The sequence below is a fragment of the Nitrobacter vulgaris genome (assembly GCF_031453995.1).
GTDB classification, from domain to species: domain Bacteria; phylum Pseudomonadota; class Alphaproteobacteria; order Rhizobiales; family Xanthobacteraceae; genus Nitrobacter; species Nitrobacter vulgaris.
Map to the genome: position 1 here is coordinate 22,249 of NZ_JAVDPZ010000025.1, position 24,702 is coordinate 46,950.

The window sequence follows — 24,702 nt, forward strand, 5'->3', positions numbered from 1 at the left end:
CAGCGAATACCTGCTCGATCAGGCTTCGTTGCTGCCCTCCTGACGGCTCGCCTCGAACAGGAACCAGGTCCTTCGTTCGGCCGCGTCAATGAAATTTTCGAGCAGGCTTGCGGTCGCAACGTCCTCATACTTGTCGCAAATATCATGGGCCTTGCGCATGGCCGCGGCGACCTTCTTGTTGTCGTTCATCAGCTCGCGCAACATCTCCCGCGGCAGGACATAGCTCTCGTCGTTATCTTCGAGCGTCTGCAGTTTGGCGACTTGCCCGATCGAGCGCAGCGTGGTGCCGCCGATCTTGCGAACCCGCTCCGCTATTTCGTCGGTCGTGCCGAATATTTGCTCCGACTGCTCGTCGAGCAGCAGATGGTAGTCACGAAAATGCCGGCCGCTGACATGCCAATGGAAATTCTTGGTCTTGAGATAGAGCGCAAAGGTATCGGCGAGGATAGTATTCATGGCGGCCGATATCTTACTAACGCCTTCCTGTGAGAGATCGGTCGGCGTGTCGAGTACGGGGTTTACTTTCCGCAAAGCGGAACTTTTGGCTTGGGACACGATGCACCCTCCTAATTGTAATTGGAAAATTCGGCGCGAGGCCGGACAGTCGCTGCAGACCGTCAGACACTATTCAGCGACAAGTTCGCTAACTCGCGAGCCGGCGGAGTGTTCCGGAGGCTGGTCGCAGCCCGGATGGGGCGGATAGACAGATGCTATGTCGGCATTAACGTTAAGTAGCGGTAAGACTCGCCACCCGACGATTGTTGCGGAATATTGTGGTCGGCCCGGTGGCGGAAGTTCGACGCGGGAGCTGTGCAAAGCTTTTTATCCTGGTTCAAGTCCAGGCTGGGCCTCCAAACTTCTTTACGTGCATAAGCCTCCGACGTGATGCTGCGGCGCAGCTTCCGGAAGTGCATACCCATCCTCACCAAGAAAGAGTTCGCGAGCGCGAGCTTGCCGGTTTTCTAAACCGCGATGCTAGCGACGATGATGCCAGTGACGGTGAAGTGCCCGTGAAAACGCGGCGGAGCAATAACCCCGAACCGTTATAGAATCGTCTGTTGGGAAAAACTGTCCGCTCCCGCGCTAAGCGAGATCGAAAGGCAATTCGCGCGTCATAACACGCGAGGACGAACCCTGATGGTGACGGAGCGGATTCGATGAATCGAACATCGGTCTGCGACCTGGAAGCCGCTGCTTTGCCACTAAGCTAAATCCGCGCAACTACGAACATAGCATATCGCCGACACTCTTGCGCCGGAAGCTAGAATTAACGTTACATTGCAAACCGCTCGACCCGCAGGCGGCAAAAGTTCGACGCCGGAGCGACGCTTTTTATTCTGGTTCAGTCCAGCGGGACCTCATTCTTGAGACTACCCGATTGCGGCATCGGTTGCCGCGGCCAGTTTGCTCTCAAGCCCCTTCGCGGCCGCATAGAGCTTGTCGCTATTCGCATCGAAACCGTGGCGGGCGAAAACAGCCGAAATGTAAGTCGCGTCGTTATAGCTGACGTAGACCTTGCCGGCCTGGCCCTGCCAGACCAGCATTTTTAGCGGTAAATCGATGGCCAACATGGGATGCTGAAGAAACAGCGGCGTTCCGCCTTGTGGGCTGCCCACCACCAGAACCGTCGCCGGAGGCATCTCAAGACCGACAGTCTTGGCCGCGGCGGCGTGATCGAGGCGCGTAAAGACCTTCAGACCGTTCTCCTTCACCGCCGTTTCGAGATGATCCAGCGTGATCTCGAAATGGTGCGCGCTTTGCTTTGTCACCAGATCGGTCGCAGCTTGTGCAAAACCTGCCATAAAAAGACTCCGAAAATTCGACTATGCGTCGCTCGCATGGGGCGTAACATCGCGGATATTCGTCGGCGGCGGCTGAGTTTTCGTACCCTGCCCGACCTGGGCATAGGCGCAAAAGGATTTTTGCGCCTCCAAACCGGGAATTGCCGGTTGATGAAGCCCTTATAATCCTTCCCCACCCGGGAAATCTGGTCTAAAAACAGCCCGCGCGCGAAGATCGCGCTCTTGCTTAAGGGACGCGCGGCTCGCGCGCCCTTTTTTTGTGCCCGATTTCATCCTGGGACTTGATGCCTAAACGCACCGACATCTCGACCATTCTCATCATCGGTGCCGGTCCGATCGTCATCGGACAGGCCTGTGAATTCGACTATTCCGGCACCCAGGCGGTGAAGGCGCTGAAGGAGGAGGGTTACCGGGTCGTCCTGGTCAACTCCAACCCGGCGACGATCATGACCGATCCCGAACTGGCGGACGCGACCTACATCGAACCGATCACTCCCGAAATCGTCGGTAAGATCATCGAAAAGGAACGCCACGTCATTCCCGGCGGCTTCGCGCTGCTGCCGACCATGGGGGGGCAGACCGCGCTGAACTGCGCATTGTCGCTGCGAAGGCAGGGCACGCTGGATGATTTCGACGTCGAGATGATTGGCGCGACAGCAGATGCCATCGACAAGGCCGAGGACCGGCAACTGTTCCGTGAGGCCATGACCAAAATTGGTCTGGAGACGCCGAAATCCCGCCTCGCCAATGCCTCGGCGCTGAAAAAGCAATACCGCGACGAATATCTGGCCAGAAAGGAAACGCTCTCCGGCGATGCACTGGCGGAGCATGAGCGGCAATGGACGCTCGGCGAGAACGAGCGACGCAAGCGCTATCAACAACAGGCGATGGCGGAAGCACTGATGGCGCTGTCCGAGATCGGCCTGCCGGCGATCGTCCGCCCCTCCTTCACCATGGGGGGCAAGGGCGGCGGCATTGCCTACACGCGCGACGAATTCCTCGACATCATCGAACGCGGCCTTGATGCCTCGCCGACCAACGAAGTGCTGATCGAAGAAAGCGTACTCGGCTGGAAGGAGTACGAGATGGAGGTCGTTCGCGACAAGAAGGACAACTGCATCATCATCTGCTCGATCGAGAACCTCGATCCGATGGGCGTTCACACCGGCGACTCCATCACGGTGGCGCCAGCACTGACGCTGACCGACAAGGAATACCAGATCATGCGCGACGCCTCGCTGGCGGTGTTGCGAGAGATCGGCGTCGAAACCGGCGGCTCCAACGTACAGTTCGGCGTCGATCCTGCCGACGGACGCATGGTCGTCATCGAGATGAATCCGCGGGTGTCGCGCTCCTCGGCGCTGGCATCAAAAGCGACCGGCTTCCCCATCGCCAAGGTCGCGGCGAAACTCGCGATCGGCTACACGCTCGACGAAATCGCCAACGACATCACCGGCGGCGCGACACCGGCATCATTCGAGCCCAGCATCGACTACGTCGTCACCAAAATTCCGCGCTTCGCGTTCGAGAAATTTCCGGGCGCTTCAACCACGTTGACGACCTCGATGAAATCGGTCGGCGAAGTGATGGCGATCGGCCGCACCTTTCAGGAAAGCCTTCAGAAGGCGCTGCGTGGCCTGGAGACCGGCCTTACCGGCCTCGACGAAATCGATATCGAGGGCATGGGCAGGGGCGACGACAAGAACGCGATCCGCGCGGCGCTCGGCACGCCGACTCCTGATCGCCTGTTGCAAGTCGCGCAGGCGATGCGGCTCGGTTGGACTGACGAAGAAATCTTCAATTCCTGCAAGATCGACTCCTGGTTCCTCGCTGAGTTGCGCGGCATCGTCGAGATAGAGAACAGGGTCCGCGCCCACGGCCTGCCGGGCAACGCCTTCGGGATGCGCACGGTCAAGGCGATGGGTTTCTCGGATGCGAGACTCGCGGTGCTCTCAGGCAGAACGGAAGCGGAGGTCAAAGCGCTCAGGCGCACCCTCGGCGTGCGCCCGGTCTACAAACGCATCGACACCTGCGCCGCGGAATTCGCCTCACCGACCGCTTACATGTACTCGACCTATGAGTCGCCGTTCGCAGGCGCGGTCGCCGACGAAAGCGCACCGTCGGACAAGACCAAGGTCGTTATCCTCGGCGGCGGTCCCAACCGCATCGGCCAGGGAATCGAGTTCGACTATTGTTGCTGCCATGCCTGCTTCGCGCTGTCGGATGCTGGCTATGAGACCATCATGGTCAACTGCAACCCGGAAACGGTCTCAACCGACTACGATACCGCTGACCGGCTTTACTTCGAGCCGCTGACGGCCGAGGACGTGCTGGAGATCATCGACACCGAACGGCAGAACGGAACGCTGCATGGCGTGATCGTGCAGTTCGGCGGCCAGACGCCGCTGAAACTTGCACGCGCGCTGGAGGCGGCCGATGTGCCGATCCTCGGCACCTCGCCCGAAGCCATTGATCTTGCCGAGGACCGCGACCGATTCAAGCGGATCCTCGACCGGCTGAAACTGAAGCAACCAAAGAACGGCATCGCCTATTCGGTGGAGCAGGCGCGGCTGGTGGCCGCCGATCTCGGCCTGCCGCTGGTGGTGCGCCCGTCCTATGTGTTGGGCGGCCGTGCCATGCAGATCATCCGCGAGGAAAGCCAGCTCGGCGACTATCTGCTCGGAACTCTGCCCGAACTCGTGCCGGTCGACGTCAAGGCCCGTTATCCGAACGACAAGACCGGCCAGATCAACACCGTACTCGGCACCAACCCGCTGCTGTTCGATCGTTATCTCTCCGATGCCACGGAAATCGATGTCGATTGTCTCGGCGACGGCAAGGACACTTATGTCGTCGGCATCATGGAGCATATTGAGGAGGCCGGCATCCATTCCGGCGACTCGGCCTGCTCGTTGCCTCCGCGTTCGCTTGATGCAGCCACGATCGCCGAGCTGGAGCGGCAGACCCGCGAACTCGCGCTCGGTCTCGATGTCATCGGTCTGATGAACGTGCAATACGCCATCAAGGACGGCGAAATCTACGTGCTGGAAGTGAACCCCCGCGCCTCACGCACGGTGCCGTTCGTCGCCAAGGTAGTCGGCCTTCCGGTCGCCAAGATTGCGGCGCGGATCATGGCCGGCGAGAAACTAGCCGACTTTAAACTCGGGGCACAAAAGCTCGGTCATGTCGGCGTCAAGGAATCGGTCTTCCCCTTCGCGCGCTTCCCCGGCGTCGACACCGTGCTCGGTCCGGAAATGAAATCGACCGGCGAGGTGATGGGCATCGACCGCTCGTTCGAGATCGCCTTCGCCAAGAGCCAGCTCGGTAGCGGCACGCATCTGCCGCGCAAGGGCACGGTGTTCGTCTCGGTCCGCGAGAGCGACAAAATGCGTATCCTCGCGGCCGTGAAGCTGTTGGCATCTCTCGGCTTCAGGGTGATGGCCACGTCGGGAACGCAACGCTACCTGACCGATAGCGGCGTTCCGGCTGAAAAGATTAACAAGGTTCTGGAGGGACGGCCGCATATCGTGGACGCCATCACCAACGGCGAGGTGCAACTGGTGTTCAACACCACTGACGGGCCGCAGGCACTGGCTGACAGCCGCTCGTTGCGGCGCGCTGCCCTCTTGCATAAAGTGCCGTATTACACCACTCTTTCGGGAGCCGTGGCGGCCGCGCAGGGTATCCGCGCCTATCTGGGCGGAGATCTTGAGGTTCGCACCTTGCAGAGCTATTTTCCCAAGACTTAGGCCTCAATCGGACTTGATCGGCCCGATAATCGGTCTGCAAGAGCCCTAAAGGAGTGGAACCTGCAGGCTGCGGGGAGGTTTTTGTCGCGGCAGCAGCCAGTCGGCTACTGTCGCGGTCAAGACGGTGCTCCATTGCTTCGACGGGTCCAAAGCGAGCTTCTGAACCCAATTGCATTGGAATCATAGAGTTTCGAATTCCCTTAAGAGTTTGCACTAAAGGGGCCGCAAAGACATGCGAGCGTCGGAGCCGAAACAATAGGCGAATGCGGATTTTACGGCCGGGGGCCCGGACGGAAAGCCGCTTCGCACAACGCGGCAACGCCGCCGATGAAGCGAAGGACGAAGTGAGATGATCGATAAGGTTCCGATGACCCGAGGGGGACATGCCGCCCTCGAAGTCGAACTGAAAAAGCGCCAGTCGGTGGACCGGCCGCGGATCATCGAGCAAATCGCCGAGGCGCGGGCGCATGGCGACCTATCGGAGAATGCGGAGTATCACGCCGCAAAAGAAGAGCAGTCGCACAACGAGGGCCGTATCGCCGAGCTCGAAGACAAGCTGGCACGCGCCGACATCATCGACGTCAGCAAGCTGTCCGGCGATACCATCAAGTTCGGCGCCACCGTGACGCTGATCGACGAGGACACCGACAAGAAGGCGGTGTGGCAGATCGTCGGCGAAGCCGAAGCTGACGCCAAGCAAGGCCGCATTTCAATCACCTCGCCGCTCGCGCGCGCCCTGATCGGCAAGAAGAAGGGCTCTTCCGTTGAAGTCGTCGCGCCCGGCGGCGCCAAGGCCTACGAGATCGCAAAGGTCGAGTGGCGATAGTCGAAACGATCTTAATGCTGCCCGTATGTCGCGAATAATCCCCGCGGAGTATCGTTTCCTTGATTTACTTTCGCAGAGCAGGACGCGGTATGCGGCTTTTCCGTTTACGTCTCGCACCCGCGATGGCCTTGGCGATCCTCGCCGGAGCCGCTCTCGCCGCCGATATGGATATCCCGCGACCTCCGCCGACGACGGATATCCCAGTGCAGAAAGGGCCACCGAATTGCAGTCGATGGACCGACGACTGCGTGAATTGCGCACGCGGCTCCGATGGCTCGCCGCCACTTTGCTCGAATGCCGGTTTTTCCTGCCAACCCAAACCCGTGCGGTGCCTGCGGCCTTGACGTTCCCTGTCCGGTCGCGGCCAGGACGCCAAGACCAAAGTTATGGAAATCAACTTGTTCCAGTTCTGGAACCGGTCGGGGGTCCGGGGTGTTAGAGTTCTGCGTCGGCCTGTGACGACAGGGTGACGAGCGGGTATGTTCGGACGTCGTAACCGGGGGAAACCTGACACATGGACCAGATGTTCGCCAAATGGCAGCCGACTGTTCTCAGTTTGCTTCGCTTCATGAGCGGGCTCCTGCTCATGCAGCACGGCACCGCCAAGCTGCTCGGCTTCCCGTCCCTGCCGATGTTCGCCGATCTGCAAATCGCGTCGATGGTGGGGGCTGCCGGGGTCATCGAACTGGTCGGCGGCGGGCTTCTGGTCGTCGGGTTGTTCACGCGGGCCGCGGCCTTCATCACGTCGGGCATGACGGCGGTCGCCTACTTCATGGTGCATGCGCCGCAGAACTTCATGCCGATCGTCAATCATGGCGAACTGGCCGCGCTCTACTGTTTTGTTTTCTTCTACCTGGTGTTCGCTGGCGGCGGTCCCATCAGCCTCGATAAGATGCTTTTCAACAAGAGTTGAAACCGATCAGGCTTTGGCTCACCTTGCGGCCTTAGCCCGGCACCTTCAGCTCCAACGGCACTGCCGGGGAGTATTTGGAATTGTGAAGCACCAGCGAGGTCCGCACGTTGCGCACATGCGGCGCAGCGGTGAGATGCGCGACGAAATCCTGAAATGTGGCCATGTCAGGCGCAACGCATTTCAAGATGAAGTCGACCTCGCCTGACAGCATCCAGCATTCGCGCACGAGCGGCTCGCGACGTACGAACTCCTCAAACGCGCGAAGGTCGGCGTCCGCCTGACTCGACAGATGCACCGACGCAAACACCGTAACCTCGAAACCGAGCCGCTGGGGATCGAGCAGTCCGCGATATCCCTGAATATAACCATCTTCCTCCAGCGTCCGAACCCGGCGCAAGCACGGCGGCGGCGAAATGCCGACCCGTTTCGCCAGTTCGACGTTGGTGATCCGGCCGTCGGCCTGAATTTCGTTCAAAATCTTAAGATCGATCTGGTCCAGACTTTTCGACACACGCATCCAATCCCGAAAGCCGGGGCAAAGGTCGAATCCCCGGCAGGTCTTACTTAACGCAAATGGGGACGCTTGCGTAATTTTATTGCGCCAGGTTCACTTTGGTGCTTAGAGGAATTGTTGCAGTGACGGGTTGCATTTTTCGCATAGCTAGCCAGATATCGGAGGCGTCGATCCCGACGCTTCTCACGCCTCTACGAGCCTTCGCGGGCCATTTTGTGCCTTGCGCGCAAGCCATTGTCTTACGATAGGGATTCCAATTCCATGTCCGCCCCCACCCAAGCCAAGGTCGTCATCATCGGCTCCGGGCCGGCGGGCTACACGGCGGCGATCTATGCGGCGCGCGCCATGCTGGAGCCGGTGCTAATCCAGGGCATCCAGCCGGGTGGCCAGCTCACCATTACGACCGACGTTGAAAATTACCCCGGCTTCGCCGACGTGATCCAGGGGCCGTGGCTGATGGAGCAGATGGAGAAGCAGGCGACGCATGTCGGTACCCGGATCGTAACCGATACGGTGAATTCCCTCGATGTGTCACAGCGGCCGTTCCGGCTAACCTGCGACAGCGGCGAGGTCTATCTCGCCGAAACCGTAATCCTCGCAACAGGCGCGCAGGCGCGCTGGCTCGGGCTGTCATCCGAGGACAAGTTCAAGGGATTCGGTGTATCCGCATGCGCTACCTGCGATGGCTTTTTCTATCGTGGTAAAAACGTGATCGTAGTCGGCGGCGGCAACACAGCGGTCGAGGAAGCGCTCTTCCTTACCAATTTCGCCTCACAGGTCACCCTTGTACATCGCCGCGATCACTTCCGCGCTGAACGCATCCTGCAGGATCGCGCATTCAAGCATCCGAAGATCAAAGTCGTCTGGGACAGCGCCATCGACGAAATCTGTGGTAGCGAGGATCCTTCCAAGGTTACCCATGTGCGGCTCAGGGACGTCAAGACCGGCGCACTCACCGAAGTCGCAGCCGATGGCGTATTTATTGCGATCGGCCACGCACCTGCGACTGAACTGGTTACCGGCAAGGTCAAGCTGAAGCCGTCGGGCTACGTCGAAGTTGCGCCGAACTCGACAGCAACGTCTGTGCCGGGGCTGTTCGCCGCCGGCGACGTCGCGGACGAGGTTTATCGCCAAGCCGTGACGGCCGCAGGCCTGGGCTGCATGGCCGCGCTGGAAGCCGAACGGTTTCTCGCTGTGCACGCGGGCGACCGCGCTGCGGCAGAATAACCGCGCAGTGTGCCGACATGGATTGGGACAAGCTAAAAGTGTTTCACGCCGCGGCAGAGGCTGGGAGCTTCACACACGCCGGTGAACAGCTCGGGCTGTCACAATCTGCCGTATCGCGACAGGTCGGCGCGCTGGAGCAGGAACTCTCGGTCCCGCTGTTTCATCGTCACGCGCGGGGGCTGATCCTGACCGAACAGGGTGATCTGCTGTTCCGCACCGCGCATGATGTCTTCATGCAATTACAGGCGGCGCGCGCCCAGCTCGCCGACAGCCGGGAAAGACCAAGCGGCGACCTCAAGGTGACGACCACGCTGGGAGTCGGCATCAACTGGTTGATACCGCGCCTTGGCGAATTCACCTCGCTGTATCCGGAGATCAGGATCTCACTGCTTTTGACGGACGAAGAGCTCGATCTGTCGATGCGGGAAGCCGATATCGCGATCCGCACATACAAGCCGACCCAGCCCGACCTGATTCAGCGCAAGCTGTTTGCAATATGTTTCCATGCCTATTGTTCGACCGAATACGTCAAGCGTTTCGGCACCCCGCGAACGCTTGAGGAACTCAGTGGGCACCGTATCATCCTGCTCAACGAGACGCAGGCATCGCCCCATCTCCAGAACCGCAATTGGCTGATCGATGCCGCTCGCAACGGCTCAGGACCGCACGAACCCTACTTCACCGTCAACAGCATACTGGGCCTGTTCAGCGCCTGTCAGCAAGGTCTCGGCATAGCAGCGCTGCCGGATTATCTGGTCGGGGGGAACAACCTGCTGGTTCAGTTGTTTCGCGAATCCGATTCGATTCAGCTCGATACTTATTTCGTGTATCCGGAAGAGCTGAAATCCGTGGCGCGGGTTCAGGCTTTCCGAGATTTCGTCGTCAGCAAGGCGCAACGCTGGCCGTCGTGATCGGATCAAACTCTGTTTGATTTGATCTGACGCGTTTTCTTCACGCGAACCGTATCCATCCTCGGGTCAAGGCCGAGGACATGCTTCGCTCGAAACGCTCTGGCGCAAAAAGACAAAACGCGCGAAACTCGCGCGCTTTGTCACCAGCATCGAGCGACGGTCAGGCGGCCTGCTTATGCATGGCTCCGCCCGAGGACACAGACCCGCGGATCGCCTTGACGGACCTTTCAATCGCTGCCCACAACCGTCCAATCTCCGAGGCAGCGCGGCCCTGGGAATCGTATTCGCGTGCCCCTTCGCCGTGTGCAAGCGCCAGCAGCAGATCGGCGCGATTTGTGATCTGGCCACTCCAAACCGGAGCGCGGAATTTTGCCAGAGCCTCGCGCGCAATGGTAACGATCGGACTTTCGGAGCCATCGCGCATTGCCGGCGCACCATTGATGACAACCGCGTAAGGCTTCCGTGCAGACCGGCAGCTCTGGATGGTGCCCTGAACGGCGTTGACGTCGAACACGCCGGGTCGCGCGGGAATCACAACCATGGTTGCATTCCGGATGGCGTCATCGACGACGGCCGTCAGATTCGGAGGCGTGTCGATAAAGACCCACTCGAAGCCGTCACGCTTCGCGGCGTTGATGATTTCGGTGACAGAGCGATTGGCTGTCCGGATCGGAGGCTCGTTGGTGCCGCGCAACTTGTGCCAAAGCGTCAGTGATCCCTGCGGATCGGCATCGACCAGCAGGCAGGGCCTCGAAGCCTTATGAACTTGTGCGGCAAGATGAGCGGCCAGGGTGCTTTTGCCTGAGCCGCCTTTACGCGATGCGAAAACAATAACGTTCATACCTTGGTCTCCCGATTGACCCAGGAGAATAAAATGAATCAGCATACTGATTCGTTAAAGACATTTTTACCGTCTTTTGCCGCCATGGGCCTGTTTTTCATGCTTTTTGGGGCATTTAAGCCGCGTCGCTGTCCGATATCGAGACGATCTTGGCCCCAGAGAGCCCGAAATGGAATAGTCGTGCGAAGCCTTACGACATGCGTTTCACGGCTTTTCGCTCCAACCATTTGCGCTCGATCCACCCCAGCATCCGGGCCATCGGTCCCTGCAAGAACGGCAGATCTTGCGCGATCAAAATAAGACCGAGAGGCAACATCCACAGCCCGAGAACCGGTAGAAAACTGAAAATGCCGCCGATGATCAACGCCATCGCAAACGGAACGCGGACCAGCCGCGAGGAGGGCTTACGCACCCAACCCATAAATTTCGCAAATCGTAGCGGCATTTTACCTTCCAACCAGGCAAGATGCCGATCCAGTTCCGCACGGTGTTCACTACTCACGTCTCGCTCCATGACAAAAAGATGTTGATTTGTCACGGCGCCACAAGGGGGCGGGATGTCGCGCGCAGACGTCTCGCAAAAAATGCCTTTAGATCGCTTCATCAAACTCAGAATCCGAACGTCCAAACGACGCTTACCACCGTCAGCGTCAGGAAAGCGCTGAGCGTCCAGCCGATGGCGTAGTTTTTCTCCTCCGGCACGATCCCGCGCATGTCCTCGACCCCTCCGTGGGTAGGACGCCAAAGGTGCAAATCGGTCATTACAACCTCCCATGCAGACATTGCCGCAATACTCCAATGGCGGGAGGGCAATACAAGTTCCCTTGCAAGTATCCGAATTATTACGGCTCGACTTGACGGCGCGGTGCACAGCGGTCATGCGTACCGCGTCAGTCAGCTGGACGGCCGCTCCCGCTCGGGCCGAAAGGCTTGCGGGGGAGGAAAGTCCGGGCTCCATCGACATACGGTGCCGGATAACATCCGGCGGGGGTGACCCTAGGGACAGTGCCACAGAGAACGAACCGCCGCTTCCACCCTCTCCTTTCGCTTGCCGAAAGAGGGAGGGGTGAGAGCGGTAAGGGTGAAAAGGTGCGGTAAGAGCGCACCGCGTTTCCGGCAACGGAGACGGCATGGCAAACCCCACCGGGAGCAAAACCGAATAGGGACGGCGTCGCGAGAGGTTCGCCTTGGGCGATAACATCGCAGGGCTATGTCGGGCTCGCTGTCCGGGTAGGTTGCATGAGGCAACGTGCAAACGTTGTCCCAGAGGAATGGCCGTCACGTATCGTATGCGTAAGTGTGCGGTGCCCTACAGAACCCGGCTTACAGGCTGGCTGATATCCGCAAAGCGTTTTGAATCGAAGTGAACTTGCGGTTCACTTGAGGAAAGCGTGTTTCACTGTGAATGAGGGGTTCGGCGCGCCGGACCCCTCGCCAACGAAACTCCGCGGCAGGAGGAAGACGATCATGACTGACTCCGCCGAAAATCAAACAGCAGCGAATAAGACAGCCGACGCTCGACGCCACTATTCGTCATAATCCGCCTCGCTGGCGTAACTGTGCGAATGGTTCTTGCGACCGCCAAATGATCCCGTGACAGCCGGCTCGCGGCTGGCATACGAACCGCGCGCAGCGGCGCGTGCGGCAATGTCCTCGCCCGATACCGCAGCAGGGTTGCAGACCATTCGGCGACTTGCGCGGCGCATCAGATCGACATGGATATGATTGTAGTGATGGACGTTGGAGCCGGGCGCCAGCACCGTGGCGAAGCGCTGACAGGCCGACGCTTCCACATCGCGGAGGAAACCCTGCTCTTCCGGCAGACCCTTCCAGCCGTGCTGCACTGAAACGTATCGTCCATCCGCCAGCGTGAAACCAGCGATATCCAACGCATTCCCGAAGGCGTGCTCGGAAATATGCGCGCGCGGATTGCCGTTCATGCCACGGCAGGAATAAGCCGAGATCTGCTTGATCTCGACCACGCGCGCGCCGAACCAACGCATCGACGCCGGCTGTACCGCATCCGCTAACCAGCGATCGAGCGCCGAGACGATAGGGCATGCAAGCGTCGCGGAAGGCTTCACCACGACGGGACCGACCGCGCTGGTGACGGTCCCGCGCGCAGGTCCGAGACGCAGCGAGTTCTGTGACGAATCCAGCGCAGGCGCTGCCGGATACGCGGAGGGCCGCGTGCCGCTATAGGACTGAGGCTGCGACCGCGGATACGACTGTCCGTAATGGTCGTTCGCCGATGCGTGATTATCCTGCGGTCCGTCCGGCGGCAACTCGATCCGACCCTCGGCAGGATAGACGCCGGGCGCGGTCAGCGAGACCGGCCCGTTCGATCCGTCGCCGGAGGCGGGCTGAGGAGTTGGTGTTTCGGGGTAGGATGGCGGGGGCGTCCGGTAGGCGGGCTGCGCGATCGGCCAGCGCGGCTGGCGGCCGATTGACGCGGGGGGCCTGAGATCCTCGTCGGCAAAGCCGTACGCCGGGTTTTCACCGAGCGCCGAGACCTTCAGGGGAAATTCCGCGCCGCAAATGCCGGGGCCATTGATCGGACGGATGCGAACGAGATCGGCGCTCTCCCTGACCTCGCCGGATTTCAGACATGCAGCTTCAGCCTCGGCCCGCCACGGTTCGCGCTCCGCAGTCTGAAAAAAACCGCGCCCGCAACCGGCCAACGATACGAGGACGAGGGAGCCGACAAAATACAAGGCAACTCTGCGCGTCATCCGCGCACGTTCAACGAATTTATTTAAAGCTTCTTCAATGTGTTGTTTTCAGTCATTTTTAACCACGCCGTTGCGGTGCGCCATAGAAGATGGGTGGCGAGACTGGAACCGATTGCAGGACGCTGCGTTACGACGAACAAATGGCGTGAGGTCGCATGACTTTCGCGGGCCACATGAGCATCCTGACCGCCTACATCGCACTCGCCTTCGTGGGCGCGATCGTGCTGGGCGTTTTTTAGCCAAATTTCCCGCATCTGGTCCCCGCATCAGTGGGTGATTAAGTCGGGAAGCCAATGCGGCCTGGGTTTAACCTCAAGACCATCCTGCTCGGCATCGTGATCCTTGCGGTCTCGTTTCTTTCCGGTCTCAAGGCCGTGGACTGGTTGTCGCCGCGCGACATCGACAAGCCTGCCCTAGCGACATTGCCACCGCTCCCCCCCGTCAACCGCAATTCGAGCATCGTCGCGCCGATCAAGATACCCCTGACGCTCATTCGCGACGCCGCCGAGCGCGCGGCTCCGCATAACTTCGCTGGCAAGGCCGACAATCCGGCGGCGCAGATTCTCCAGAACGCGGACATCGGTTGGACCGCATCCCGCGGCGCGATCAGCGCCACGGGCGTCAACGGCGTGCTGTCGCTGTCGACGCCGTTGACCGGCGCCGTCAAGGTTACTGGATCGCTATCCGCCAACGCCCAGGATGCGGTCGGTAACGCGCTCGCGGGCGTACTCGGCGGCGACATCGCCAAACGGATCGGCCGCGTGAACATCAAGAATCTGAATGCCAATGCCGAGATCAAGGGCAATGTCGTGATGACGGCACGGCCGGCGCTGGCCGAAAACTGGCGTATCGATCCCGGCATAACCGCGCAGGTCAATCTTGGAGACACCAACCTCTCGGTCGCGGGCGCGCGCCTCAATGTGCCGTCACAGGTCAAGCCCGTCATCGACAGGGCAGTCAACGAACAGATCGCAAACCTGCAGCAGCGCATCCGCAACGATCCCGCTCTGGAACGCAACGCGCGACGGCAGTGGACGCAGATGTGCCGCTCGATTCCATTACAGGGTGCAGCCGGGTTTCAGGATCTTTACCTCGAGCTGAAGCCGGTGCGCGCCATCGCGGCTCAACCGCGCATTGACACCAGCAACGTCACGTTGACACTTGGTGTCGAAGCCGAGACGCGGATCACGACCGCGGCGACCAAACCCGACTGTCCGTTTCCCCAGACGCTCGCCATCGTTCCGGCCACGACGGGAAAACTGAATATCGGCGTTCCGATCGACATGTCCTTCACCGACATTACCAAGATCCTCAGGGCACAACTCGCCGGCAAGACATTCCCCGAAGATGGAAGCGGCGCGGCTGAGGTCACTGTCAAACAGGTCAGCGTCGCGGCCGCGGGCGACCGCCTTCTGATCTCGCTTCTCGTTCATGCGAAAGAAAAGAAGAGCTGGTTCGGTTTCAACGGCGAGGCCACAATCCACATCAGCGGTAGACCCGCTCTCGACCAGGCCCAGCAGATCGTACGCCTGACAGACATCCAACTTGCCGTCGAATCCGAAGCCGCGTTCGGCCTGCTCGGCGCCGCCGCGCAAACGGCATTGCCCTATCTGCAACACGCCTTGGCCGAGAAGACAGTGCTTGACCTCAAACCGTTCGCATCGAATGCGCGAGAGAAGATCGCCGCGATGATCGCGGATCTTCAGAGAAGTGAGAACGGCGCCAAGGTCACGGCAGAGATCAGCAGTCTGAAGCTTGCGGGCATCGCCTTCGATTCAAAGACGCTGCGCGTAATCGCCGAAGCGGCAGGCACCGTGAACGTCGAGCTCAAGACATTGCCGGCGCTGTGAGGGTCAAAGTTCCCGATGCTGCCCGGCATCGTCGCGTCCCTCCTCCTCCATCCAAACGAAGCTATGCACGAATAAACACGCCCGGTAAAAACCGGGCGCGTTGGTCGTTCTGCCGTCTATCTGGCGGCTCAGGTCGAGTATTTGAATTCAGGCATCGCCTCCAGCTGTTGCTTGGTCGCGCTGAAGACTGCGTGATCCGGATACCATGAACTCTTGTCCGCCTTCGTTGTATTGACCGTGGCCGGCGCGGATGTCGCAGATCCCGTGGTGGTCCCTGTACCTGCGCCGCTTCCCGAGGCCGATGCCTGCGCAGGTGTATCGACAAACTTCAGCTTTTCGAACGGTACCGCAACCAGACGCTCGCCAACGCCTAGGAAGCCGCCTACCCCGATCACCGCAGCTTTGATCGCTCCATTCTTGTCCAACAGAAGATCGCTGATCGAGCCGAGCTTGTCGTTGGTATCGTTATAAACGTTAAGACCGACCAACTTCGACGAGCGCCAGGTGCCATGATAGCCTGACACTGATGTGGTAGCGGCCGGAGCATTCATCGTCATGGTGTTCGGCGTCTGAGCAACCGCCGCCGTCGCCAACAGCGCGGAGCCAATCAACGCGACCGTCATATGTTTCGAGATCATCAGTGTGTTCTCCTTCAGTTTAAATGGAGTAGCGAGAACCCATGACGCCAAGAGTGGTTCCACGGAACACCTTCGATAAATCCCGTTCCAATCGGACAAAACAACACAAAGATGTGCGTAGATTTCGAACGACGCACGCAAGCTACGCCGACACGCAGCAGCGCGACCAATGACCGAGAGCGATGTGCCATCGCAAACAGCCGACACCGTCGTTTCTCAAGATTTGCGTTTCTCAAGATTTACAGTGCAGCCGGTCGAAACGACGCCGCTAAGCAGCGTGTGCACGCGGCTCGTCGTTCGCCTCGCGAAAGAACGCGACGGTTTCGAACTGATAGCCACAGTGAACGCATTGCCAGAGATACGCTGTTCGGCGCGGTCCGTTTTCAAACCATACTGGTGCGGCAATCAGACGAGCGCACTGCGCACAAGGATTTTGGTGGGGTAAATCATCAGATACGGCAGCGACCATGACGCTTCTCCCATCTGCTCTTTTTTGTCTGCGAATTGTAGCGAGCGCAACTCGCCGAGAGTTCGCATTGCTCGATCCTGACTCCCTCTCGCGACAAATTTGCGACATTCCGCAAGCGCCCCTCGTGTAGCTAGACGCCGCAACACGACGCCACACGATCTCAAAGAGTTCCTTGGCATTACGCCCTCGGCAGGCTGAATTCATGAGCTTCCTATTTCGTCCATTTTGCCATAGGAAAGGCAAGATTGAGGCGGTAAAAAAGGCGGATCGTGAAGGGGTGCCCGTGACAAATTTACGCAAATTCGGTCCGCTTCTTGTTTTTGTCACGATGGCATGGCCGCAGCCATCGACCGCGCAACACGTGGACTACGCACCGATGGTGGCGGCACATGCGCAAGCCAACGGCGTTCCTGTCGAGCTGGTTCACCGCGTCATCATGCGTGAAAGTCGCTACAATCCACACGTGGTTCATCGCGGAAACTATGGCATGATGCAGATCAAGCTCGAAACCGCTCGCGGCCTCGGCTACACCGGCACCGCTGAAGGCCTGCTCGATCCTGAAACCAACCTCACCTATGCAGTCAAATATCTCGCGGGCGCATACCAGGCAGCTCACGGCAACCACGACCGCGCGGTGGCTTATTACGCCGGCGGTTACTACTACGCGGCGAAGCGGCAACGACTTCAGCGCGCCACGCACGAGACCCTGAGCGCTGACGCGCGAACTCCCGGTGCGCCGCTGTCGATCGTGCCGCACTGAACTGCCGCCGATACGGGGTCGAGTAGCGTCGCGTCGATGCGGTAGCTGTCGAGCGGCGATAGACGCGCGATTGTTCCGTCGCGGAGCGCCGTGAACCGCGCCGAGCGCTGCGACCGCAAAAACGTCCCGCAAAGCACCAAGCATGGAACCGCCTCTATTATCGACGATTGCGTCAGCCGCGCGTTGACACCCCTGCCTTTCGGTCTAGATTAAGGGTTGTTCCGAGGGGTGCTCCGTCAGGGAGCTGAGATACCGCAAGCTCGTAATCCGAAGACGGATTGCAGGGACCGCGGTGACCCTTTGAACCTGATCCGGGTCATGCCGGCGAAGGGACAGGGATGCTTCAGAAGACGCGGGAGAAACGGGGGGTACCCCCGATCGCGGTGATCGGTGCAGGTATTGCCGGCGCGTGGCAGGCGTTGCTGTTCGCGAAGGCTGGACACGCGGTCACGCTCCACGAACGCGGCGACGATGCGATGGCGCATGCCACCAGCCACTGGGCCGGCGGCATGCTCGCGCCATGGTGCGAATCCGAGGTGTCCGAACCTCTCGTCTCGCGTCTCGGCCTTCGCTCGCTCGCGCTATGGCACGAACATGCTCCCGATACGTCTTTCAACGGCTCTCTTGTGGTGGCGCATCCGCGCGACCGCTCCGATTTCGAGCGTTTCGCGCGGATGACATCGGGACACCGACACCTTCAGCGCGACGACGTGAGCAAGCTCGAACCATCGCTTGATGGACGATTTCGTGAAGCATTGTTCTTTCCGGACGAAGGCCATGTCGAGCCGCGCCGCGTACTGCCTGAACTGCATGCGCGCATCCGCGCGGCTGGCGGCCGGATCGAATTTGGCAGCGCGCCAAAGCCAGCCGACATTGAGGGTCTGGCGATCGATTGCCGCGGCCTCGCCGCGCGCGACACGTTTCCGGACCTGCGGGGCGTCAAGGGCGAGGAGATTATCGTCGAAACTGACGAGATCATGCTGTCGCGCCCGGTGCGACTCCTGCATCCGCGATGGCCGCTCTACATCATTCCACGTGAACACCACCGCTTCATGATCGGCGCCACCTCGATCGAATGCGAGGACGACGGCGTCAGCGTGCGTTCCGCGCTGGAACTGCTGAGCGCCGCTTACGCGGTGCATCCGGCGTTCGGCGAGGCGCGGATCGTGGAGATCGGCGCAGGCCTGCGGCCCGCCTTTCCCGACAACCTGCCGCGCATCGCGATCGACAAGAATCGGATCGCGGTCAACGGGCTTTACCGTCACGGCTTCCTGCTGGCTCCGGCGCTCGCGGAACTGACGCTTGGCTATGTCGCGCGCGGGGAGATCGACAACGAGGTGATGCAATGCAAGTGATCGTCAACGGCGAACGGCGCGAGATCGCAGCGCAGACCGTGGACGCCCTGCTGAGCGAGCTCGACTATGAAGGCACGCACGTCGCAATCGCTCTGAATTTTGACGTGCTGCCGAAAAACCGATGGGCGGATACGACGCTAAAGAGCGGCGATGAGATCGAGATCATCACGCCGCGGCAAGGAGGGTGAGGATAATGACCGATAGTCATCCTCTCCCGTCATTGCGAGCGAAGCGAAGCAATCCAGTTCTACCGCGCAGCAAGCATAGACTGGATTGCTTCGTCACTAACGCTCCTCGCAATGACGGAACGAATGTGTCCGTCGTGAAGACGAGAATTGGGACTTCGCCATGAGCACAGTCAAATTCTACAATCGCGAGTTCTCCTCCCGGCTGCTGATCGGAACGGCGCTGTATCCATCGCCCAGGATCATGCAAGGCGCCATTCGCGCCGCGGGTAGCCAGATCGTCACTGTGTCGCTGCGGCGGGAGACAGCAGGCGGCAAAACCGGCGACGCCTTCTGGTCGCTGATCCGCGAACTCGATGTCACGGTGCTGCCGAACACCGCCGGGTGCAAAAGCGTACGCGAAGCCGTCACGACGGCGAAACTTGCTCGCGAACTATTCGACACGTCCTGGATCAAGCTTGAAGTCATCGCCGATGACGACACGCTGCAGCCTGATGTGGTTGGACTCGTCGAAGCTGCCACCGTCCTCATCAAGGATGGTTTTGACGTGTTTCCCTATTGCACCGAAGATCTCGGCGTCGCGATGCGGCTTGTTGAGGCGGGTTGCAAGGTGGTGATGCCGTGGGCCGCGCCGATCGGCAGCGCGAAAGGCATCACCAACCGCGATGCCTTGAAGCTGCTGCGCGAACGCTTGCCCGATATCACGCTCGTCGTCGATGCCGGACTCGGCGCACCGAGCCACGCCGCGCTGGCCTGCGAACTCGGCTACGACGCCGTGCTCCTCAACACAGCCGTCGCCAAGGCCGCCGATCCAGTTGTCATGGCTGGCGCTTTCAAGCTCGCGGTGGAAGCCGGCCGCAGCGCTCATGAGGCGGGCCTGATGGAGGCCCGCGACTTCGCCTCGCCATCCACCCCCGTTGTAGGGACACCGTTCTGGCATGCCGTATCCTGATCGCCACGCGTATCCTGATCGCTTTTATCCTGTCGTCGACACGCTGGACTGGCTGCGCCGCCTGATCGGACTCGGCGTCGGCACAGTGCAGTTGCGCGCAAAAGACCTCAACGATGGCGAAGCACTGCAACTCGTCAGCGATGCGCTGGAGATCGTCAAGGGCACGCCGGTGCGGCTGGTTGTCAACGACTACTGGCGCGCCGCCATCGTCGCCGGTGCAAAGCACCTTCATCTCGGCCAGGAGGATCTGGCGACAGCCGGCGTCCACGAGATTCGCAAAGCCGGGCTGACGCTCGGCCTCTCCACCCATGACGACGCCGAACTCGAAGCCGCGCTCGCCGCCGAACCGGACTATATCGCGCTTGGTCCGATCTTTCCGACCACGCTGAAGGCGATGCGCTTTGCGCCGCAAGGAATTCCGAAAATCACCGAATGGAAGAAGCGCGTCGGCAATATCCCGCTGGTCGCGATCGGCGGCATCAAGCTGGAGCAAGCGTCAGAGATTTATGCCGCCGGCGCGGACTCGATCGCCGTGGTCAGCGACATCACGCAGAACCCCGACCCCGATGCGCGGGTAAAAGCCTGGCTCGAACAGATGATTGAAACCGCATGAGGCGCCATCTTCTGCCTTCTCGTCTATTCGCATTGACCCACAACGACTGGTCTCGAACCGGAGAAACGCCATGAACATCCGCCCCAATCCGGACACCACGCGCCCCGCCGTCACCACCGGTGCCCTGCCCTCGTCCCGCAAGATTTTCTCCGCACCCGATGCCGCGCCGGACCTGCGGGTGCCGCTGCGCGAGATCATTCTATCTGAGGGCGCAAGCGAGCCGAACCTGCCGGTCTACGACACCTCCGGACCTTACACCGACCCGAACGTCGTCATCGACGTTAACGCCGGCCTGCCGCGCACGCGTCTCGCCTGGGTGAAGGAACGCGGCGGCGTCGAGGAATATGACGGCCGCGTCATCAAGCCCGAAGACAACGGCAATGTCGGAGCAAAGCACGCCGCAGCCGCGTTCACAGCACACCACAAGCCGCTACGGGGCCTCGGCGATGCGCCGATCACCCAGTTCGAATTCGCTCGCGCTGGTATCATCACCAAGGAGATGATTTACGTCGCCGAGCGCGAGAATCTTGGGCGCAAACAACAACTCGAACGCGCCGAAGCCGCGCTGGCCGACGGCGAGTCCTTCGGCGCCTCCGTTCCCGCGTTTATTACGCCGGAGTTCGTGCGTGAGGAGATCGCGCGCGGCCGCGCCATCATTCCGTCGAACATCAACCACGCCGAACTCGAGCCGATGATCATCGGCCGCAACTTTCTGGTGAAGATCAACGCCAACATCGGCAACTCGGCCGTGACCTCCTCGGTTGAAGAGGAAGTAGACAAGATGGTGTGGGCGATCCGCTGGGGCGCCGATACGGTGATGGATCTCTCGACCGGCCGCAACATTCACACCACGCGCGAATGGATCCTGCGCAATTCGCCCGTCCCTATCGGAACGGTCCCGATCTACCAGGCGCTGGAGAAGTGCGACGGCGATCCGGTCAAGCTGACATGGGAGCTTTACCGCGACACGCTGGTGGAGCAGTGCGAACAGGGCGTGGATTATTTCACCATCCACGCCGGCGTGCGCCTGCCCTACATCCACCTCACCGCCGACCGCGTCACCGGCATCGTCTCGCGCGGCGGCTCGATCATGGCGAAGTGGTGCCTCGCACATCACAAGGAGAGTTTCCTCTATACGCATTTCGAGGACATCTGCGACCTCATGCGCAAGTATGATGTTTCCTTCTCATTGGGCGACGGTCTGCGCCCCGGCTCGATCGCCGACGCCAACGACCGCGCGCAGTTCGCCGAACTGGAAACGCTCGGCGAACTCACGCAAATCGCTTGGAAGAAAGGCTGCCAGGTGATGATCGAAGGCCCCGGCCACGTGCCGATGCACAAGATCAAAATCAACATGGACAAGCAGCTCAAGGAGTGCGGCGAAGCGCCGTTCTATACGCTCGGGCCTTTGACCACCGACATCGCGCCGGGCTACGACCACATCACCTCGGGCATTGGCGCCGCGATGATCGGCTGGTTCGGCTGCGCGATGCTGTGTTACGTGACGCCGAAGGAACATCTCGGCCTGCCCAACCGGGACGACGTGAAGGTCGGCGTGATTACGTACAAAATCGCGGCGCACGCCGCGGACCTCGCCAAGGGTCACCCGGCCGCGCAACTCCGCGATGACGCCTTGTCGCGCGCGCGGTTCGACTTCCGCTGGCAGGACCAGTTCAACCTCGGTCTCGATCCCGAGACGGCGGTGGCCTTCCACGACGAGACGCTACCGAAGGACGCGCACAAGGTCGCGCACTTCTGCTCGATGTGCGGGCCGAAATTCTGCTCGATGAAGATCACGCAGGACGTGCGCGACTACGCCGCAACGCTCGGAGATAACGAGAAGGCCGCGCTTGGTTTGTCCGCAGGCATGACGATCAAGGGCATTGCCGAAGACGGCATGGCGCAGATGAGCGCGAAGTTCAAAGAGATGGGCTCAAGCGTTTATCTCGACGCGGAGAAGGTGAAAGAGAGCAATAAGGTGTTGTGAGGAGCGCTGAACCTTCCTTCCCGTATTTAGGAGTGCACAGATTGCAACGCCATAACGTAGTGATTCCAACGGACGATGGTGGAGTCGAAATTTATCTCTCAAGGAATGGCTAAGACGGCATCCTGAGGAGATTCCTGCCGGCTTCGATCCTCGTTCCAGCACCTCGCATCAACTAAGAAGTGCCTTGAAGCGATCGGGGTGGAGTATGCAAGAAACTCCAACGGAGATTAGATTAATTCGGCCGGGCGCACCTATAACATCGGATTTTGTCGAAGAAATTCTTGGCTCGGGTAGCAGTGTTGAGAACGATGATGGCGATACCGACCCATTTTTTTCGCTAGAGTATCAGCTACGAGACTTTCTGGCGTCTAATATCGGTACAATAAAAATAGAGGATAGTCGTTTGCGACTATACGAAGACGCTACTGGTCGTGGAGGCGTCGAGTTTCCTTCTGGGGTCGGCCCCATCGATATCTTAGCTGTGGATCAACGTGGTGCATTTTTTGTTTTTGAGCTAAAGAGAGCACACAGTCCGGACAAAGCAATTGGCCAAGTTGCGAGGTATATGGGCTGGCTTAAGCAAACTATCGCCAAGGATAAGCCGGTAAAAGGCGTGATAGTGGCTAAATCGATAAGTGAAAATTTGCGGTATGCCGCCTCAATCGTTCCGCAGGTGCATTTATTTGAGTATCAGGTCGCCTTTAGTTTGCGATCGGCGCATGAAATTTCCGTCCCGTAGGGTCTACAACGCCGCGTGAACCTCCTCGCGATTCATGCGACAAATGCGGGGATTGTCAGTATCGCGAGGGAAGAGAATCATGACGCCGTTTCGGGCGATTGCCCTGTTGTCCGCCGCAGCCTTCGGCATGTCCCTCGCGTCCGCCGCCGCTCAAGACAAGACGTCTCCCTCCCCACTCGTCGAAAAGCTCAACGCCTATGTCGGCTGCATCAACCGCCTCTCGGAGAGGTCGTATGAGTCGCGCAACCGTTACTTCTCATGGGCGAAGAAGACCGGGCCGACCGGCAAGGAGCGGATCATCTACGGCACCTACACCATCTACGACACGACGGATTGCAAGAAGAATGTCGAGAAGGCCAACGCGGCGGAGCCGCACGATGCCGAACTCGAATCTGCTGCTTCCGCTTACGCCGAAGCCGTCGGCAAGCTCGAACCGCTGTTGAAGGAGGCCGACGAGTATTACGAGCAGGAGAACTACAAGGACGACAAGATGGCCAAGGGCAAGGAGATGCATCCGCGCCTTGTCGCAGCGTGGGACGCATTCGCGAGCGCCGACAAAAAGCTGCGCGCCGGTGTCGAGGCCATCAAAGACAAGCAGGCGGCGGAACAGCTCGCCGCGATCGAAGCGAAGGAAGGCCGCAAAACGCACTATTACGTCGAGGCGCTGATGGTCCAGGCCAAGCGCCTGTTGCGCGTGGAAAACACCGACAAGCCCGACATCGCCGCGATCACGCAGGCACTGACCGAGTATGAGACCACGGTGAAAGCAGCCGAAGAAGCATCGGGCAAGGACGGCGATGCGAAACTCGGCTCGTTCTTCGTCAGCAGCGCCAAATCATATCTGACCTCGGCGAAGCAACTGATGCGCCGCATCCGTGACAAGGTGCCCTACAGTCAGGGCGACCGCATGATGCTCGGTGGCGGTGGCGGCTGGATGGTCGAGGGCTCACCACCGCGGCTGCTCCGCGATTACAACCAGTTGATCGAGGGTTATAACCGCGGCGCTCATATTTAGCGCGGGCTCGCTGCGCGAGCGGGACCACTACTTCATAGAGATCGCAAGGCCGGAGAGATCGGCGTTGGCCATCAGGCCGACCTGACGGCCGGAAAGCTCCAGCACCGCGCCCTTCTGGTTGCTCAACACGATGGCGCGGGCGCCGCCGCCGATCGCCAGTCCCGCGCCCGCCGCGCCGTAAACGCCGGCGACATCGGACGGCCGGCTGATGCGGCTGACCTGGCCGCGCAGCACGGTCTTCGATCCGCCGAACACCAGGCCATAATCCAATCCGCCGACCGAAAGCGGATATCGCCGTCCGTGGAAGGTGAGCGTACCGCCGCCGGCGGAGGCGCCGATGATCCAGCCGCCCTTGTAGATGGTCAGCGTCACCGTGCCGCTGTCAGCGCTGGCAGAAGAGGACAGGCCGAAGCACACGGCCAGCGCGAGCAAGGCGGCGCGAAACAGCGACGATGACGACATGCGGAAGTCTCCTGAGCGTGAGAAGGCGGGAGGCGATTCGGAACTGTCGCAAGCGTAAGAGGCAGTCGAGGCGGGTGCAATCCTGCACGTCGCTCGCAGCAGGAACTGATCCGTTCGCGGGCCAACCGAGCGAATCGGCTCCGTCCCCGCTGAGCACGTCGC

At 60.2% G+C, this 24,702-nt stretch carries 25 protein-coding genes, 2 tRNA genes, 1 other RNA gene and 1 riboswitch; of the genes, 16 read left to right on the forward strand and 12 right to left on the reverse strand.

All coding sequences use genetic code 11. The features are described 5' to 3' along the window. Positions 1-18: 18 nt before the first annotated feature. A complete protein-coding gene (locus GGQ85_RS14630) occupies positions 19-555 on the reverse strand; it encodes a Dps family protein (RefSeq protein WP_309775106.1) in 537 nt (178 codons plus the stop codon). Between the two features lie 224 nt (positions 556-779). On the opposite strand from GGQ85_RS14630, the gene GGQ85_RS14635 reads away from it, so the two are divergent. Further along, positions 780-854, forward strand: a tRNA-OTHER gene (locus GGQ85_RS14635). A gap of 293 nt (positions 855-1,147) precedes the next feature. On the opposite strand, the gene GGQ85_RS14640 is transcribed toward GGQ85_RS14635, so the two are convergent. After that, positions 1,148-1,217, reverse strand: a tRNA-OTHER gene (locus GGQ85_RS14640). Positions 1,218-1,370: 153 nt separating this feature from the next. Further along, complete coding sequence (locus GGQ85_RS14645) at positions 1,371-1,802, reverse strand: DUF302 domain-containing protein (protein ID WP_309775107.1); 432 nt, start codon at positions 1,800-1,802, stop codon at positions 1,371-1,373. A 284-nt stretch (positions 1,803-2,086) separates the two neighbouring features. Here GGQ85_RS14645 and carB point away from each other — a divergent pair, with 284 nt between their 5' ends. From carB to GGQ85_RS14660, 3 genes are all read left to right on the forward strand, one after another. Next, positions 2,087-5,551, forward strand: a complete 3,465-nt coding sequence (gene carB / locus GGQ85_RS14650) for a carbamoyl-phosphate synthase large subunit (RefSeq protein WP_079447495.1) — start codon at positions 2,087-2,089, stop codon at positions 5,549-5,551. A gap of 349 nt (positions 5,552-5,900) precedes the next feature. Beyond that, positions 5,901-6,377: a transcription elongation factor GreA gene (greA, locus tag GGQ85_RS14655; protein WP_079447496.1), complete on the forward strand. Its 477-nt coding sequence runs from the start codon at positions 5,901-5,903 to the stop codon at positions 6,375-6,377. A gap of 514 nt (positions 6,378-6,891) precedes the next feature. After that, positions 6,892-7,290 (forward strand): DoxX family protein, encoded by a 399-nt coding sequence (locus GGQ85_RS14660; protein ID WP_079447497.1) that lies wholly within the window; start codon positions 6,892-6,894, stop codon positions 7,288-7,290. 31 nt (positions 7,291-7,321) lie between these two features. Here the strand turns inward: GGQ85_RS14660 and GGQ85_RS14665 are convergent, their stop codons facing one another. Further along, positions 7,322-7,801 carry an Lrp/AsnC family transcriptional regulator gene (locus GGQ85_RS14665; RefSeq protein ID WP_173816000.1) on the reverse strand — a complete coding sequence of 160 codons (480 nt, stop codon included), beginning with the start codon at positions 7,799-7,801 and terminating at the stop codon, positions 7,322-7,324. Positions 7,802-8,065: 264 nt separating this feature from the next. Here GGQ85_RS14665 and trxB point away from each other — a divergent pair, with 264 nt between their 5' ends. Continuing rightward, positions 8,066-9,031, forward strand: coding sequence for a thioredoxin-disulfide reductase (trxB, locus tag GGQ85_RS14670; RefSeq protein ID WP_309775108.1), 966 nt, complete (start codon positions 8,066-8,068; stop codon positions 9,029-9,031). Between the two features lie 17 nt (positions 9,032-9,048). Further along, positions 9,049-9,942: a LysR family transcriptional regulator gene (locus tag GGQ85_RS14675; RefSeq protein WP_309775109.1), complete on the forward strand. Its 894-nt coding sequence runs from the start codon at positions 9,049-9,051 to the stop codon at positions 9,940-9,942. Positions 9,943-10,102: 160 nt separating this feature from the next. Here GGQ85_RS14675 and GGQ85_RS14680 read toward each other — a convergent pair whose 3' ends face one another. The 3 genes from GGQ85_RS14680 to GGQ85_RS14690 form a co-directional block, all read right to left on the reverse strand. Further along, the gene (locus tag GGQ85_RS14680; protein WP_079447676.1) at positions 10,103-10,783 is read right to left on the reverse strand and encodes an AAA family ATPase; all 681 of its coding nucleotides are present in this window, start codon (positions 10,781-10,783) and stop codon (positions 10,103-10,105) included. Between the two features lie 190 nt (positions 10,784-10,973). After that, positions 10,974-11,285: a hypothetical protein gene (locus GGQ85_RS14685; protein ID WP_309775110.1), complete on the reverse strand. Its 312-nt coding sequence runs from the start codon at positions 11,283-11,285 to the stop codon at positions 10,974-10,976. A 107-nt stretch (positions 11,286-11,392) separates the two neighbouring features. Beyond that, positions 11,393-11,545: a hypothetical protein gene (locus GGQ85_RS14690; RefSeq protein ID WP_173816001.1), complete on the reverse strand. Its 153-nt coding sequence runs from the start codon at positions 11,543-11,545 to the stop codon at positions 11,393-11,395. 128 nt (positions 11,546-11,673) lie between these two features. Here GGQ85_RS14690 and rnpB point away from each other — a divergent pair. Next, positions 11,674-12,125: RNase P RNA component class A (gene rnpB, locus GGQ85_RS14695), an RNA gene on the forward strand. Positions 12,126-12,309: 184 nt separating this feature from the next. Here rnpB and GGQ85_RS14700 read toward each other — a convergent pair. Together GGQ85_RS14700 and GGQ85_RS14705 are read right to left on the reverse strand one after the other, a co-directional pair. Then, positions 12,310-13,515 (reverse strand): extensin-like domain-containing protein, encoded by a 1,206-nt coding sequence (locus tag GGQ85_RS14700; RefSeq protein WP_309775111.1) that lies wholly within the window; start codon positions 13,513-13,515, stop codon positions 12,310-12,312. Between the two features lie 23 nt (positions 13,516-13,538). Beyond that, complete coding sequence (locus tag GGQ85_RS14705) at positions 13,539-13,769, reverse strand: hypothetical protein (protein WP_309775113.1); 231 nt, start codon at positions 13,767-13,769, stop codon at positions 13,539-13,541. Between the two features lie 39 nt (positions 13,770-13,808). Here GGQ85_RS14705 and GGQ85_RS14710 point away from each other — a divergent pair, with 39 nt between their 5' ends. After that, a complete protein-coding gene (locus GGQ85_RS14710; protein ID WP_309775114.1) occupies positions 13,809-15,365 on the forward strand; it encodes a DUF4403 family protein in 1,557 nt (518 codons plus the stop codon). Between the two features lie 128 nt (positions 15,366-15,493). On the opposite strand, the gene GGQ85_RS14715 is transcribed toward GGQ85_RS14710, so the two are convergent. Both GGQ85_RS14715 and GGQ85_RS14720 read right to left on the reverse strand, forming a co-directional pair. After that, positions 15,494-16,003, reverse strand: coding sequence for a PRC-barrel domain-containing protein (locus tag GGQ85_RS14715; RefSeq protein ID WP_309775115.1), 510 nt, complete (start codon positions 16,001-16,003; stop codon positions 15,494-15,496). Positions 16,004-16,408: 405 nt separating this feature from the next. Continuing rightward, complete coding sequence (locus GGQ85_RS14720) at positions 16,409-16,540, reverse strand: hypothetical protein (RefSeq protein WP_309775116.1); 132 nt, start codon at positions 16,538-16,540, stop codon at positions 16,409-16,411. 260 nt (positions 16,541-16,800) lie between these two features. On the opposite strand from GGQ85_RS14720, the gene GGQ85_RS14725 reads away from it, so the two are divergent. The 8 genes from GGQ85_RS14725 (at position 16,801) to GGQ85_RS14760 (ending at position 24,078) form a co-directional block, all read left to right on the forward strand. After that, positions 16,801-17,232: a transglycosylase SLT domain-containing protein gene (locus GGQ85_RS14725; RefSeq protein WP_309775147.1), complete on the forward strand. Its 432-nt coding sequence runs from the start codon at positions 16,801-16,803 to the stop codon at positions 17,230-17,232. A gap of 214 nt (positions 17,233-17,446) precedes the next feature. Continuing rightward, positions 17,447-17,582, forward strand: a riboswitch (TPP riboswitch). Beyond that, entirely contained in the window at positions 17,571-18,587 is a 1,017-nt protein-coding gene (locus GGQ85_RS14730; protein WP_309775117.1) for an FAD-dependent oxidoreductase, read from the forward strand. (Overlaps the previous riboswitch by 12 nt.) Beyond that, positions 18,578-18,775 carry a sulfur carrier protein ThiS gene (gene thiS, locus GGQ85_RS14735; protein ID WP_309775118.1) on the forward strand — a complete coding sequence of 66 codons (198 nt, stop codon included), beginning with the start codon at positions 18,578-18,580 and terminating at the stop codon, positions 18,773-18,775. Before GGQ85_RS14730 ends, thiS begins: the two co-directional genes overlap by 10 nt. Positions 18,776-18,935: 160 nt before the next feature. Beyond that, the gene (locus GGQ85_RS14740; RefSeq protein WP_309775120.1) at positions 18,936-19,724 is read left to right on the forward strand and encodes a thiazole synthase; all 789 of its coding nucleotides are present in this window, start codon (positions 18,936-18,938) and stop codon (positions 19,722-19,724) included. Next, positions 19,711-20,337 carry a thiamine phosphate synthase gene (locus GGQ85_RS14745; RefSeq protein ID WP_309775121.1) on the forward strand — a complete coding sequence of 209 codons (627 nt, stop codon included), beginning with the start codon at positions 19,711-19,713 and terminating at the stop codon, positions 20,335-20,337. The genes GGQ85_RS14740 and GGQ85_RS14745 overlap by 14 nt, the downstream gene beginning before the upstream one ends. A 70-nt stretch (positions 20,338-20,407) precedes the next feature. After that, on the forward strand, positions 20,408-22,324 hold the full coding sequence (gene thiC / locus GGQ85_RS14750; protein ID WP_309775123.1) for a phosphomethylpyrimidine synthase ThiC: 1,917 nt from the start codon (positions 20,408-20,410) through the stop codon (positions 22,322-22,324). 205 nt (positions 22,325-22,529) lie between these two features. Continuing rightward, positions 22,530-23,063 (forward strand): endonuclease NucS domain-containing protein, encoded by a 534-nt coding sequence (locus tag GGQ85_RS14755; RefSeq protein ID WP_309775125.1) that lies wholly within the window; start codon positions 22,530-22,532, stop codon positions 23,061-23,063. A gap of 79 nt (positions 23,064-23,142) precedes the next feature. Then, entirely contained in the window at positions 23,143-24,078 is a 936-nt protein-coding gene (locus GGQ85_RS14760; RefSeq protein WP_309775126.1) for a YiiG family protein, read from the forward strand. 27 nt (positions 24,079-24,105) lie between these two features. Here GGQ85_RS14760 and GGQ85_RS14765 read toward each other — a convergent pair whose 3' ends face one another. After that, entirely contained in the window at positions 24,106-24,540 is a 435-nt protein-coding gene (locus GGQ85_RS14765; RefSeq protein WP_079447512.1) for a hypothetical protein, read from the reverse strand. Positions 24,541-24,702: the final 162 nt, after the last annotated feature.